The sequence below is a fragment of the Arhodomonas sp. AD133 genome (assembly GCF_051195215.1).
Lineage (GTDB): Bacteria > Pseudomonadota > Gammaproteobacteria > Nitrococcales > Nitrococcaceae > Arhodomonas.
This window is the reverse complement of the sequence record NZ_JBNAZM010000010.1, coordinates 61,864-75,717: the sequence shown is the minus strand read 5'-3', so window position 1 is coordinate 75,717 and position 13,854 is coordinate 61,864. Positions and strand designations below refer to the sequence as shown.

Annotated in this window: 13 protein-coding genes; 5 read left to right on the top strand and 8 right to left on the bottom strand. The window is 66.0% G+C overall.

All coding sequences use genetic code 11. The features are described 5' to 3' along the window. Positions 1-31: 31 nt before the first annotated feature. A complete protein-coding gene (locus ACPEES_RS08485; protein ID WP_435103019.1) occupies positions 32-1,297 on the bottom strand; it encodes an ABC transporter substrate-binding protein in 1,266 nt (421 codons plus the stop codon). Positions 1,298-1,520: 223 nt separating this feature from the next. Between ACPEES_RS08485 and ACPEES_RS08480 the strand changes: the two genes are divergently transcribed. Further along, positions 1,521-2,534, top strand: a complete 1,014-nt coding sequence (locus ACPEES_RS08480) for an AraC family transcriptional regulator ligand-binding domain-containing protein (RefSeq protein WP_435103018.1) — start codon at positions 1,521-1,523, stop codon at positions 2,532-2,534. A gap of 77 nt (positions 2,535-2,611) precedes the next feature. Here ACPEES_RS08480 and rdgC read toward each other — a convergent pair whose 3' ends face one another. From rdgC to purE, 3 genes are all read right to left on the bottom strand, one after another. Beyond that, positions 2,612-3,541: a recombination-associated protein RdgC gene (rdgC, locus tag ACPEES_RS08475; RefSeq protein WP_435103017.1), complete on the bottom strand. Its 930-nt coding sequence runs from the start codon at positions 3,539-3,541 to the stop codon at positions 2,612-2,614. Positions 3,542-3,765: 224 nt separating this feature from the next. Beyond that, positions 3,766-4,908, bottom strand: coding sequence for a 5-(carboxyamino)imidazole ribonucleotide synthase (locus ACPEES_RS08470; RefSeq protein ID WP_435103016.1), 1,143 nt, complete (start codon positions 4,906-4,908; stop codon positions 3,766-3,768). Between the two features lie 101 nt (positions 4,909-5,009). Next, positions 5,010-5,498, bottom strand: coding sequence for a 5-(carboxyamino)imidazole ribonucleotide mutase (purE, locus tag ACPEES_RS08465; RefSeq protein WP_435103015.1), 489 nt, complete (start codon positions 5,496-5,498; stop codon positions 5,010-5,012). Between the two features lie 194 nt (positions 5,499-5,692). On the opposite strand from purE, the gene ACPEES_RS08460 reads away from it, so the two are divergent. After that, complete coding sequence (locus tag ACPEES_RS08460) at positions 5,693-5,926, top strand: hypothetical protein (RefSeq protein ID WP_435103014.1); 234 nt, start codon at positions 5,693-5,695, stop codon at positions 5,924-5,926. A 19-nt stretch (positions 5,927-5,945) separates the two neighbouring features. Here the strand turns inward: ACPEES_RS08460 and ACPEES_RS08455 are convergent, their stop codons facing one another. Beyond that, positions 5,946-6,182 (bottom strand): sulfurtransferase TusA family protein, encoded by a 237-nt coding sequence (locus ACPEES_RS08455; protein ID WP_435103013.1) that lies wholly within the window; start codon positions 6,180-6,182, stop codon positions 5,946-5,948. Positions 6,183-6,277: 95 nt separating this feature from the next. On the opposite strand from ACPEES_RS08455, the gene ACPEES_RS08450 reads away from it, so the two are divergent. The 3 genes from ACPEES_RS08450 to ACPEES_RS08440 all read left to right on the top strand — a co-directional run bounded on the left by ACPEES_RS08450 (position 6,278) and on the right by ACPEES_RS08440 (position 8,220). Further along, entirely contained in the window at positions 6,278-6,445 is a 168-nt protein-coding gene (locus ACPEES_RS08450; RefSeq protein WP_435103012.1) for a hypothetical protein, read from the top strand. 4 nt (positions 6,446-6,449) lie between these two features. Beyond that, complete coding sequence (locus ACPEES_RS08445) at positions 6,450-6,791, top strand: hypothetical protein (RefSeq protein WP_435103011.1); 342 nt, start codon at positions 6,450-6,452, stop codon at positions 6,789-6,791. 73 nt (positions 6,792-6,864) lie between these two features. Next, positions 6,865-8,220 (top strand): TrpB-like pyridoxal phosphate-dependent enzyme, encoded by a 1,356-nt coding sequence (locus ACPEES_RS08440; RefSeq protein ID WP_435103010.1) that lies wholly within the window; start codon positions 6,865-6,867, stop codon positions 8,218-8,220. A 251-nt stretch (positions 8,221-8,471) separates the two neighbouring features. On the opposite strand, the gene lipA is transcribed toward ACPEES_RS08440, so the two are convergent. The 3 genes from lipA to gcvP form a co-directional block, all read right to left on the bottom strand. Next, positions 8,472-9,476 (bottom strand): lipoyl synthase, encoded by a 1,005-nt coding sequence (lipA, locus tag ACPEES_RS08435; RefSeq protein ID WP_435103009.1) that lies wholly within the window; start codon positions 9,474-9,476, stop codon positions 8,472-8,474. Positions 9,477-9,762: 286 nt separating this feature from the next. Further along, positions 9,763-10,884 carry a glycine cleavage system aminomethyltransferase GcvT gene (gcvT, locus tag ACPEES_RS08430; RefSeq protein WP_435103008.1) on the bottom strand — a complete coding sequence of 374 codons (1,122 nt, stop codon included), beginning with the start codon at positions 10,882-10,884 and terminating at the stop codon, positions 9,763-9,765. After that, on the bottom strand, positions 10,881-13,793 hold the full coding sequence (gcvP, locus tag ACPEES_RS08425; protein ID WP_435103007.1) for an aminomethyl-transferring glycine dehydrogenase: 2,913 nt from the start codon (positions 13,791-13,793) through the stop codon (positions 10,881-10,883). The genes gcvT and gcvP overlap by 4 nt, the downstream gene beginning before the upstream one ends. Positions 13,794-13,854: the final 61 nt, after the last annotated feature.

Below are 13,854 nucleotides of genomic sequence, written 5' to 3'. Positions count from 1 at the left end.
CGGCCGAGCCGACCCCCCTGATGACGAGCTCTCAGAGTCCCGGCTCAGCCGCGGCCACCGCCTCGGCGAGCTTCTGCGCGGCCTCCGCGGGACTCATCTCGGAGTTGTAGAACTGCGTCACGGTATCGAAGATGGCGCCCTGGGTAGCGGGGAAAACCGCCATACCGTGGGCCATGCTCGGCAGCAGCGAACCGCTGTCGGCGGATGCCTTGAACGTATCCATGGCCTGCACGGCGCAGTCATCGAAGCCATCCATGGACATGTCCGTGCGCACCGGAATGGACCCCTTGGTGGTATTGAACAGGCGCTGGAACTCGGGCTCCATGATGGTTTCGGCCAACGCCATCTGCGCGGCACGGTCATCGCCGGAGACCTGGAACATCACGAAACTGTCGATATTGAACAGGAACGCATCTTCCGTACCGGGGAACGCGCTGCAGACGTAGTCCTCGCCAGGCTTCTGCTCGGCGCTCGTGAATTCGCCCTTTGCCCAGTCACCCATGACCTGCATGGCCGCTTCGTCCTCGATCACCATGCGGGTGGCAAGGTTCCAGTCACGGCCGGCGGCATTGGGGTCGGTGAAGCCCTTGAACACGCGCAGACGACGAAACGCCTCCTGCATCTGCTCTCCGGACAGCGCCTCGGGCGACTGCTCGATGAACGCCCGCCGGTAGAGGTCGGCGCCGCCCACCCCGTAGACCAGCGTTTCGAACACGGTGGATTCCTGCCATGGCTGGCCGCCCTGCGCCACCGGCGTGAAACCGGCCTCACGGATCTTTTCCGCAGCAGAGACGAACTCCTCCCAGGTACCGGGGATTTCGACGCCCGCCTTCTCGAAGACCTCCGGGTTCGCCCACAGCCAGTTGATGCGATGGACGTTCACCGGTGCCGCCACGTACTGGCCGTCGACTTTCATGACATCGGCAACCACTTCCGGCAGCAGCTCGTCCCAGCTCTGCGTCGACGCCACTTCACTCAGATCGGCGAGCACGCCGAGATCACCCCACTGCTGAATAGCGGGCCCCTTGATCTGGGCAGCACCCGGCGGGTTACCAGAAATCACCCGGGACTTAAGCGCGGTCATCGCGCTCTCACCACCGCCGCCGGCGACAGCGAAGTCTTCCCACTCGTGACCCTTGGTCTCGAGCATGTCCTTCAACTCGTTCACCGCTGCGGCCTCGCCGCCGGACGTCCACCAATGGAGCACCTCCACGGTTCCGGCATGGGCGGCACCGGCGACGAGCGCCCCGGCGACCGCGAGCGCTTTGGCACTTCTGGTCAGCGACCTGGTCATCATCAACTCCTCCTCGATGAGCTGCCTGCCCGTAAGACATCCACCGCAATCCGCGGTGCCGTCCGCCACGGGCGAGGCGATACGGCCCGATACTCACTGTGAGGGTAGTGGCTGTAGCGTTACCGTCACGTAACAATTGGGTGCAGCGTACGCTTGACACGACGGCATCGCCGGGTTTCCATCCCGGGTCACCTTGAGCCTCTTGGGTTGCCGCGGAGGAGCGCTCATGCAACGAGAGCCGACGGTTGGCGCCTGTCTCGCCCGTCCGGTCTTCGATCACCTCGTCAATAACGGGCACGAGCCCGAGCGGGTCACGCGCGTCACGGGCGTCGAGCGCCATCAGCTCTACCGGCCCGACACTCGCCTGCCCCAGGATCGTCTGGTAGCCCTGTTCCACGAGGCGTTCGCTCAAAGCGGCGACCCTGCCTGCCAGATCGCCATCAACGGCAGTCACGGCCCACAGGCGATGGGGGCTTTCCACACTCTGCTGCTCGCCTCGCGAAGCCTGCGTGAGCTCATCGAGACCGCCTGCCGCCTGCACTGCTTTCTCGGCGAGCGCGACACTTACAGCCTGGTCGAAGGGCCGGCCACCGCCGCCTTCCGCTACACCATGGATGCGGACAACACCAAGCTGACCGCGCAGCAAGCGGAGGCGAATCTCTCAGCGATGATGGCCATCTTCCGCGAGTACACCCGGGGTGAATTCCGCGCACGGCAGGTGAGCTTCACGGTGCGCCCACCACGGCGCACCAGAGCCCACGAGCAATTCTTCGCCAGCCATCTGCGCTTCGATGCGGGCCATAACGCGATCGTCTTCGACCGGGAGCTGCTCGATGCAACCCGGGACGACTATCAACCGGCCCGACGCGAACGCCTGCTCTCGCAAGTCGAAGGCATGCTGCGGCAAGGGCTCGGTGACCCGTTCGTCATGGACGTGGTCGCCCGTATCCGTGCGGCCCTGGAGCGCGGTGAGCTCGACATCAATGCCGTGAGCGCGGAATTGCACATGAGTCGCTGGACGCTCACCCGCCGCCTGCGCCGCCACGGCACCACCTATCAGGCGCTGGTCGACCAGGCCCGCCGGGACATCGCCCGGCGACGGCTGACCAGTGGCGAGCATTCCATCAGCGAAATCGCCTACGAACTCGGCTATGCCTCGCCGGGAAGCTTCAGCCGCGCTTTCCAGGGCTGGTTCAAGCTTTCACCGAGCGCCTACCGCCGGACTCACGGCCCCGGGTAGCAAGGCGGGCGGAAACGGCACCGCGGGCGCCAACTCGCTATCCCCGAGTTGGCACCTGAAACTTGTCACGCACCCACCTACCCGGTGGCGGCCGTGGCGTTGTCGCGCTGCGCCTCACCGCCGAAGAGATCGGCGAGACGCGGCAGAAAACGCCCCAGCTCCAGGGTCATGATGGAAAAGTCCGCATCGAAGCGCTCCGCGGCGCTTTCGGGCGTGTAGTCCTCGTTGCCCTCCTGGACGACATCGAGGAACTTCAAGCGCTTGACGGAAAGGTCGGCGTCGAGCACGAAGCTCATGCGCTCGTCCCAGGTAAGCGCGAGGCGGCGTACCAGCTTGCCCGCCTTGATGTGCGCCGATATCTCGCCGGAATGCAGATCCAGGCGCTTGCAGCGCACTTCCGCACCCTCGTTCTGCGGATCCTCGAATACCGCCTCGTCACCGAGCTCGACGTCCGCCGGCTCGCTTTGCTTCACCAGCCAGTCCGTCATGATCGGCTGCGGGTTGGAATCCGTGGCCATCGGCTGGATCGGCAGCGTGCCCAGGCACGCACGGAGCAGCTCAGTCAGCTCCTCGGCCTGCCGCCAGGTGCTCGTGTCCACCACGAGATAACCGTTGCGGGTATCGATCCAGGCATACAGCCGCTTCGAGCGCGTGAACGCCCGCGGGAGAAGTTCCAGCGTGATCTCCTCCTTGAGGCGGTTCTTCTCCTTGCGCCCGAGCTTGCGGTACTCCGCTTCCTCGCGCTCGGCGACACGTTCGTCCAGTGTCTCCCGAATAACCGCCGCCGGCAGCAGACGCGACTCCTCCTGCAGGCAGACGAGGTATTGCCCGCCTGCGGCGTGCACCAGAGTCTCACCGCCGGGCAACGGCGCCACCCAGCCGCGGGTGACCTGCTCGGTCCGGCCCACCGGCTGGAAAGCGAACTCGGCGAGGCGTTCGGCGAGCTCTTCGGCGGAATGCTCGAAGCGCTGGTTGAGGCGATAAATGCTCAGATTCTTGAACCACATACGGAGATGCCCACTCCTGCCAACACCGGATCAGGCCACGTTCGAGGCCCGGCATATGGATGAAACACGAAGCGCGTAATGAAGACCCCCGGGGACACAAGGCACCGAGAAAGGCGCCCTCGCCAGTCAATACATCAGGCGGGCCCGCAGCCATCGCGTTCTTCGTGCCCGTTGTGAAACCCTTTGTGCGCTTCGTGTTCGGCGACGACGCGCGCAGCGTGACGTTACCGCAGCCGCTCACGCGCGGCGAGTGCGCGGCGCGCGGCATCCTCACCATCGTCGCCGAATGCCGTGATATGCCCCATTTTCCGGCCCGCGCGCGCCTCCGCCTTGCCGTAGAGGTGGAGCTTGACCAGCGGATCGTCCAGCGCCGCTGACCAATCAGGCTCTCCGTCCTGCCACAGGTCACCGAGTAGATTCACCATCGCCGCCGGGCGCAACAGCCCGGTGCTGCCCAGGGGCAATGCGCAGACAGCGCGCACCTGTTGCTCGAACTGCGACACGACGCTGGCATCGAAACTGAAATGGCCCGAGTTGTGCGGACGCGGCGCCAGCTCGTTGACGAGCAAGCCGCCGTCGCGGGTGACGAAGAACTCCACGCAGAGCACGCCCACCACGTCCAGTGCCTCGACAATGCCCCGGGCAATGGTAACCGCCTCTTCACTGCCGTTACCGGGGAGCTGCACACCAGGGATGGAAACATCGAGGACGTGGTCGCGATGACGGTTCTCGGTCACCCCGTAGTGCGCGAATGCGCCGTCGGCACCGCGGGCGGCGACCACGCTCACCTCCCGCTCGAAATCGATGAAGGCCTCGAGGACGGCCTCGGTGGCGCCGATCGACTGCCACGCCTCGTCGGCTTCGGACGGTTCGCGGATTACCGTCTGACCCTTGCCGTCGTACCCGAACCCGGCGGTCTTGAGCACTGCCGGCGTACCGATGCGCGCCAGAGCGCCATCCAATGCACCGCGATCGCGCACATGCTCGAACGCGGCGGTGGGAAAGCCGTGGTGCGCCAGCGCCGTTTTCTCGCGCAGGCGGTTCTGCGTGGTGTGCAACACCTCGCCGCGAGGGCGCACCGGCCGCAACCGGGCGGCGGACTCGGCGGCGGCGACGGGCACGTTCTCGAACTCGAACGTGACCGCGTCCACCTCACGAGCGAAACCGGCGATGGCATCCAGATCGTCATAATCCGCGACCCATTCACGATCGGCCACCTGCCCGGTAGGGGTGCCCGTATCGGGGGATAGGGTATGCACGCGGTAGCCCATCCGCCGGGCCGCGATCGCAAACATGCGCCCCAGCTGGCCGCTGCCGAGCACACCGAGAGTGGCCCCCGGCAGGATGGGAACGGTCTGTCGTGTCATTTCAATGGCTCTCGCATCGTCATCGGCGGCCCGGATAAACGCCGCCCCCGGCTCTGTGTCGGCCCGACCGAGCCCGGCGCGGCGACGAGCCGCGCCACGGTTCAGAGCTTGTCCGCCATCACCTTGCGCGCCTGCTCCTCGCGAAAGCGCTCCAGCGCTTCCCGCAGCGACGGCTGCTCGTTGGCGAGGAGCGCAACGGCAAACAGCGCGGCGTTGCGCGCGCCCGCGCGACCGATCGCGAAGGTTGCCGTGGGCACGCCACCCGGCATCTGCACAATGGACAGCAGAGAATCCATGCCCTGCAGTGCACGGCTCTCCACCGGCACCCCGAGCACCGGCACTGTCGTCTGCGCCGCCACCATGCCCGGCAGGTGGGCGGCTCCGCCGGCGCCTGCGATGATCGCCTTGAGGCCGCGTCCGGCCGCCTCGCCGGCGTACTCGCGCATCAGCTCCGGCGTGCGATGTGCCGAGACGATCCGGCACTCGTGGGGTATGGCGAAGTCGGTGAGGACTTCGTCGGCGTGACGCATGGTCTCCCAGTCGGACTTGCTGCCCATGATCACGCCCACCAGGGGCGGTGCTTCACTCATGGCTCATCCCCTCGCGAACAAAGCCGCGGATTCTACCATCGCCATGGCCCCGACGCGGAGCGATTCGCGGCCGTCACGTGTCGATGCAGTGGCGCATCCGGCCGCCACCCATCGGAAAAGCAGCGCATGTACGGCCGTCCATCCGTGTTCGCGCTATAATTCACGTACCGGTCGATATGACGGCGGAGCGTGAAATGGATCTCAACAGCGCCTTCAATGCGGGATTGCGCGGGCTGCAGTCGGCACAGCACAGTGCCACACGCAGTGCCGAGGTCATTGCGCGGCAGAGCGGCAACCTCGCCGAGAGCGAGACGATGGAGACGGCGCTCGTGGAAACCGCGACTGCCGAAACCCAGGCTGCGGCCGCGACACACGTCGTGCGCGCCGCCGACGAAACGCTCGGAAGCCTCATCGACACGCGCGCCTGAACCACCGCACGGGCCCGCCCTACCCCGCCTTGCGCACGTAAAACGTATACACACCCTCATCCTCACGATGCGCCACGAGATCGTGGCCGGTCTTGTCACAGAAGGCAGTGAAGTCGATCACCGAATGCGGATCCGTCGCACGCACACGCAGGACGGTGCCCGGCGCCAGCGGTACCAGCTCCTTCTTCGTCTTCAGCACGGGCAACGGGCAATTCAACCCGCGTACATCCAGATCGGCATCGAATTCGGCAGTCATGGGTAGCCGGACCACGTTATAATTGCGCAATTCACGGATCGGAATTGTAACCTAGCCGGTCGCTGACATCAGGCTCACGCATTCAGAGGCAGACCATGGCACGACGCGAGGAACACCACGCGGATTACGACCCGCGCCCTGTGACCGACAGCGAGCTGCGCGAGGAGTACAGCCGCGAAGAAGTCGAGCGCTGGCGCGAGGAAGCCGACCGCAAGCACGGCGAGTGGTTCACCGTGCTCAACAACGACTACGGTAAGGACTGAGGCGGTGTCCGCGCCCTCGGCACTGCGGCTTCACGCGGTGCTGCTACGCGAAGGCCCGGCGGCGACGCAGCGCTGCGAGCTCTACCTGAACTGCTTGTCACCATACGGTCCGTGGCAGGTACAGACTTACGCGGGCACTGACGGCCGCCACCCCGAACGTGCCTCGCCGCAGGAGCCGGTCGACCGGGAAGTCCGGGCGCAGTTCGTCGCCGATTCCATCGAAGCGGCCCTGCGCCGTGACGGCTACCGCCGTGTGCATGACGCCCCCGCCATCTGGCACCTGCGGGCCCTGCACGACGCCCGCGACGCCACGCAGCACATCGATCCACACCAGCGTCTGGGTTGAAGCCGGGCGCCGCCGCACCGCGGCGGACCGAGCTCTGATATCCTCCGGAAAACGGCCAACCGGGGGAGAAACCGTGCAAGAGACCAAGATCCTGCTGCCGGAATCGGAGCTTCCGACACACTGGTACAACGTCATCGCTGACCTGCCGACGCCGCCGGCGCCGTACGTCGGCCCCGACGGAACACCAGTGCCGCCTGAGGCCATGGCGGCGATCTTCCCCCCGGCCATCATCGAACAGGAAACGAGCACTCAGCGCTGGATACCGATTCCGGAGCCGGTACGTGAGGCGCTGCGACTGTGGCGGCCGGCGCCGCTCATGCGCGCCCACGGGCTGGAGGCGGCGCTGCAGACGCCGGCGAAGATTTTCTTCAAGTACGAAGGCGTGTCGCCGGCCGGCTCGCACAAGCCCAACTCCGCGGTCGCCCAGGCGTATTACAACCGCGAAGCGGGTATCACCCGGTTGACCACGGAAACCGGAGCCGGCCAGTGGGGCAGCTCGCTGGCACTCGCCGGCAGCCTGTTCGACCTGGACGTGCGCATTTACATGGTGCGGGTGAGCTACGAGCAGAAACCGCACCGCCGCTCGATGATGCAGACCTGGGGCGGCGAGGTGATCCCGAGCCCCTCGACGCACACCGACACCGGACGCAACGCGCTGGCCGCCGATGCGGACAATCCCGGCTCGCTCGGCCTTGCGATCTCGGAAGCGGTGGAAGAAGCCGCCGGGCGCGCGGACACGAATTACGCCCTGGGATCGGTACTCAACCACGTGCTGCTCCACCAGACCGTCATTGGCCAGGAAGCGAAGCGCCAGATGGAGATCGCCGGCGCGTACCCGGATGTGGTGCTGGCACCCTGCGGCGGCGGCTCCAACGTCGGCGGTATCATGTTCCCGTTCCTCGCGGACAAGGCAGCGGGTCGGGATATCCGCCTGGTGGCAGTGGAGCCGGACTCCTGCCCCACCCTCACGCGCGGCCACTATGCCTATGATTACGGCGACAGCGCCGGCCTCACGCCGATCATGAAGATGTATACCCTCGGCCACGACTTCATGCCACCGGGTATCCACGCCGGCGGGCTACGCTATCACGGCGACTCGGCCCTGGTGTCGCAGCTTTATGATCAAGGAGTGCTGGAAGCGGTGGCGGTGCCGCAGCTGGCCACCTTCGAGGCGGGGGTGCTGTTCGCCAGGACCCAGGGCATCATTCCGGCGCCGGAATCGAACCATGCGGTGCGCGGCGCCATCGACGAGGCCCTGCGCGCCAGGGAGGAAGGCCGCGAGCGCACCATCCTGTTCACGCTCTCCGGGCATGGTCACTTCGACATGGCGGCGTACGACCGCTACTTCGCCGGAGAGCTGGAAGACTACGAGTATCCGGCGGACGCGATCACTCAGGCGCTGCACAACCTGCCGGGAATTTCGACTTAGGCGGGAAGAAGCCGCGCCGGCGGCCCACCGACAGTTCCAAATGCCGGGTTTCGATGCGCCTCACGGCGCACCGAACCCGTCGACGGCGACGCGTTACGCGCTCACCACGAGCGCCATCGGCGCGGATACACCACGTCGGTGGTCGATTCCCCCATCCAGACGAGAAAATCCGCCGCCAATGCTCGCGGACGTTTACCGACAGAAAATTGGTTACCCGTCAAGGCGACCAAGAGGCGAACCGACGCGCCCGTTCAGGCGCCAGCGGCCTCGTCCAGGCCGCAATTGTTCTTCTCGAGCACGCGCTCGGCACGGTAGCTCGAACGCACCAGCGGCCCCGACACGACTTCGAGAAAGCCCTTTTCGAGCCCCCATTCGCGATACTGCGCGAACTGCTCGGGCGTCACGTAACGCTCCACGGGCAAGTGATTCACCGTGGGCCGCAGGTACTGACCGAACGTGACGATATCCACGCCGATCGCGCGGAGATCGTCCATGGTTTCGCGGATCTCGTCGTCGGTCTCGCCGAGGCCCACCATCAGACTCGTCTTGGTTAGCACATTCGGGTTGTGCCGCTTGGCGTGGGCGAGGACATCCAGTGTTCGCTCATAACTCGCACGGGGATCGCGCACCGGGTGCGTGAGCCGACGCACGGTCTCCACGTTCTGCGCGAAAACCTCCAGCCCCGCATCCACCACGCGCTCAACGTATTCGTGCACCCCTTTGAAGTCCGGCGTAAGCGCCTCGACCGCGGTCTGCGGCGTGCGTGCCTTGATCGCTCGAATGCAATCCGCGTAGTGCCCGGCACCGCCGTCCTCGAGGTCATCGCGATCCACCGAGGTGAGCACGATGTACTTGAGATCCATCAGCTCGACGGTTTCCGCGCACTGCTCGGGCTCTTCCTCGTCAAGCCAGCCCTTGGGGTTACCCGTATCCACCGCACAGAAACGGCACGCCCGGGTGCAGGTATCGCCCATGAGCATGATGGTGGCCGTGCCATGTCCCCAGCACTCGCCGATATTCGGACACATGGACTCCTCGCACACGGTAGCGAGGCGGTGTTCCCGCACGGTGCTCTTTACGCGCTGATAAGCGCTGCCGGTGGGAATCTTCACCCGCAACCAGTCGGGTTTGTCACCGCGTGCAACCGGCGCAGCGTGCCGACTCGCCTTCACACCGTTCTTCACGGCCCGAATGCCGTGGTCCTTTTCGACCTTGGAACCACTGACGACGACGGGAATACCCTTGAGTTCACTCATACTTGCGATCCCGCACTGTGTGCCTGTGACAGGAGTGTAACAGGGTCAAGGGCGTTGAAAGTGACAAGTTTCAAGTCAAAAATCACGCGACGAACGTGGTCACGGTGCGCACAGCATCACCCGGTGAGCCGCGTGGTCGGGTCCAGGGAGGTGCCGGTTGCCAGAGGCAACCGGCCTACTCAACAAACCAAGATCCAAAAACAGCAAGTGCCAAGCCTATCCCGCACCAGTAAGTCGCACGGCTGTTCTTCGTGCGACTTTCAACTTGCGACTTGCCACCTTCAGCTCACCCTCGGTGGTAGTTCGGCTCCACGAAAGGCGGATTGGCGACCACCACCGGAATTTCACGCCCGCGGACGATGGCGACGAGCCGGGCGCCCTCTTCGGCGAATTCAGTCGCGACGTAGCCCATGGCCACGGGAGCGCCCACGCTGGGGCCGAAGCCACCACTGGTGACCGTGCCGATGGTCTCACCATTGCCGTCACGCAACTCCGCACCTTCGCGCACCGGCGCCCGCCCTTCGGGTCGCAGACCGACCCGGCAGCGCGAGATGCCTTCTTCGAGCTGACGGGCGATGACATCGGCGCCTGGGTAGCCACCCTCACGCTTGCCACCCGGGCGGCGCACCTTGGAGATCGCCCAGGTGAGACTTGCCTCCACCGGGGTCGTCTCCATGTCCATGTCGTGGCCGTACAGGCACAACCCCGCCTCCAGGCGCAAGGAGTCACGGGCCCCGAGCCCCACCGGCTCCACGGCGTCATACGCCAGAAGCCGCCGTGCCAGCGCTTCGGCGGATCCGGCGGGCACGGAAATCTCGAAGCCGTCCTCACCCGTGTAGCCCGAACGCGTGACGAAGCACTCGACACCGTCAACCGCCAGGTTGCGAGCGTCCATGAAGACCATGTCACGGCTATCCGGCGCGAGTTCTGCCATCACCTCACCCGCAGCCGGCCCCTGCAATGCGAGCAACGCCCGGTCGGCAAGCACCTCGACGCGGAAATCCGGTTCCAGATGTGCCTTGAGGTGAGCGATATCCGCTTCCTTGCAGGCGGCATTGACCACCATGAACAGGTGATCGCCGGCATTGCAGACCATGAAATCGTCGCGGATGCCACCCTCATCGTTGGTCAGCAGGGTATACCGCTGCCGCCCCTGCTTGAGGGCGACGAGGTTGCCGGTGGTCAGCCCCTCCAGGGCCTCGGCAGCACCTTCGCCGTGAATGCGGACCTGCCCCATGTGGGAGACGTCGAACAGCCCCGCACGCTCGCGGGTGTGCTGGTGCTCCTTGAGGATGCCAAGCGGGTAACGAACCGGCATCGCATAGCCGGCGAACGCCACCATGGTCGCACCCAGCTCCCGGTGAAGACCATCCAGCGGGACGCGCGCGAGCTCCTCCTGTGCCGTCATGCCTGGGCCCCCTTGCGGCCGTTCGTGTGCTCGTCGTCCATGTAGACATCCATGGGCGGGCAGCTGCAGACGAGGTGGCGGTCACCGTAAACATTGTCCACACGCCCCACCGGCGACCAGTACTTCGTCTGGCGCAGGCCGGGCACGGGGAACGCACCGGTCTCACGGCTGTAGCGGCGATCCCACTCGCCAGCGAGGTCGAGCGTCGTATGCGGCGCGAGGCGCAACGGGCTCGCTTCGGGCTCCATCCGGCCCGCCTCGACTTCACGGATTTCCTCGCGAATGGCGATCATGGCCTCGCAGAAGCGATCGATCTCCGCCCGGGATTCGCTCTCCGTGGGCTCGATCATCAGGGTGCCCGCAACCGGGAAGGACATGGTCGGGGCGTGGAAACCGTAGTCGATCAGGCGCTTGGCCACGTCGTCCACGGTGATGCCGGTGGCGTCCTTGATCGGGCGCAGATCGACGATGCATTCGTGGGCGACAAGACCGTCCGGGCCGGTATAGAGCACTGGGTAATGGTCACGCAGACGCGCGGCGATGTAATTAGCGTTCAGAATCGCCAGCTGCGTCGCCGCGGTGAGTCCACTCGCCCCCATCAGGCGCATGTAGGCCCAGGAAATGGGCAGAATGCCCGCGCTGCCCCAGGGCGCGGCAGCCACCGGCGGCACCTTCGCCTCGGGGTCGTGATGGCGGTGCCCCGGCAGGTACGGCGCGAGATGGGCGGCCACGCCGATGGGCCCGACCCCCGGACCGCCGCCGCCGTGGGGAATGCAGAACGTCTTGTGCAGGTTGACGTGGGAGACGTCGCCTCCGATTTCCCGGAGACTGCTCAGCCCGACCATGGCATTGAGGTTCGCGCCGTCGATATACACCTGCCCGCCGTGCTCGTGCACCACTTGGCAGACCTCGCGAACGTCGCGCTCGAACACCCCGTGAGTCGACGGGTAGGTGAGCATGATCGCGGCGAGGCGTTTGCTGTGCTCGGCCGCCTTCTCGCGCAGGTCGCTCAAGTCCACGTTACCGTCGCGGTCGCAGTGGACAACGACGACACGCATGCCGGCCATCTGCGCCGACGCGGGATTGGTGCCGTGGGCCGAGCTCGGAATCAGGCAGACATCACGCTCGGTCTCGCCCCGATCGGCATGGTAGCCGCGAATCGCCAGCAACCCGGCGTACTCACCCTGGGCACCGGCATTGGGCTGCAACGACACGGCATCGTATCCGGTAACCGCGCAGAGCATTCGCTCCAGGTCCGCGAAGAGCTCGCGGTAGCCCTCCGTCTGATGCGCCGGCGCGAAGGGGTGGATTCCGCTGAATGCCTGCCAGGAGACGGCGATCATCTCCGTGGTCGCGTTGAGCTTCATGGTGCAGGAGCCCAGCGGTATCATTGCCCGGTCCAGCGCCAGGTCCTGGTCGGAGAGCCGGCGCAGGTAGCGCAGCATCTCCGTCTCGGAGTGATAGCGGTTGAACACCGGGTGCGTGAGGAAGTCACTCCCGCGCACGAGCGCTGCCGGCAGCGCATCGGCAACCGCACCATCCAGCGAGGCCACCTCCGGCACGGCGCGGTCGCCCGCGAACACGCCCAGCACTGCGGCAACGTCCTCGCGGGTAGTGGTCTCATCGAGTGAGATGCCGATACGGCCGTCGGCGAGGAGACGCAGGTTATAGCCGGCGGCTTCGGCATCGGTGAGCAGCCGCTGCGCATCCGCGCCCGCCTCCACGGTGATGGTGTCGAAAAAGGTCTCCGGGGCCACCGTCCAGCCGAGCTGCTGCAGCCCCGCGGCGAGGACGCCCGTCAAGCGGTGTACGCGGCGGGCGATGCGGGTCAGCCCCGCGGGGCCGTGGTAAACGGCATACATGGCCGCGATTACCGCAAGCAGCGCCTGCGCCGTGCAGATATTGCTCGTCGCCTTCTCGCGGCGGATATGCTGCTCACGCGTCTGCAGCGCCAGGCGGTAGGCCGGATTCCCCTGCGCGTCCACGGACACACCGACCAGCCGCCCGGGCAGTGAGCGCTTGTGCTTGTCGCCCACCGCGATGAACGCGGCGTGCGGCCCGCCGAAGAACAGCGGCACACCGAAACGCTGGGCGCTGCCTACCACCACGTCCGCACCCATTTCGCCCGGCGGCGTAAGCATCGTGAGCGCGAGCAGGTCGGTGGCCATCACAGCCATGGCACCGGCGTCGTGGGCCGCCGCTACGGTGGAACGGTGGTCGCGGATCTCGCCATGCGTGTCGGGGTACTGTAGCAGAACGCCGAAACACGCCTGCTCCGGGAGCAACGTAGCCGGATCGCCGACGATCACCTCGATGCCAAGCGGCTCGGCGCGCCCCTTGAGCACGTCGATGGTCTGCGGATGACAGGCCGGATCGACGAGGAACGTGGCACTCTTGCTGCGGCGATTGACACGATGACACAGTGTCATCGCCTCGGCGGCGGCAGTCGCCTCATCGAGCAGCGAGGCATTCGCGATCTCCATGCCCGTGAGATCGCTCACCATGGTCTGGAAATTGAGCAGTGCCTCAAGCCGCCCCTGGGAGATTTCCGGCTGATAGGGGGTGTACGCAGTGTACCAGGCCGGGTTCTCGAGAACGTTGCGCTGGATGACGGTGGGCGTATGCGTATCGGCATAGCCTGCACCAATAAGCGAGCGCTTGACCACGTTACGCTCGGCCATCGTGCGCAGCTCCGTGAGCGCCTCCGCCTCGTTGACTGGCTCGTCCAGCGCGAGCGGCTTGGACAAGCGGATATCAGCGGGCACCGCACGGTCGATGAGGGTCTCGATATCCGGTAGCCCGAGCGCTCCAAGCATGGCCGCCCGGTCCTCGGCCGTGGGACCGTTGTGCCGGGAGACGAACGCGTCGTGGTCCTCGAGCTCGCTGAGCGGGATGCGCCTCTCGTTCATGGGTCGCCTCGTCATACTGCAGCGGCAACTGCGCCGCCATGAAAGATGGTCACGACCGCTA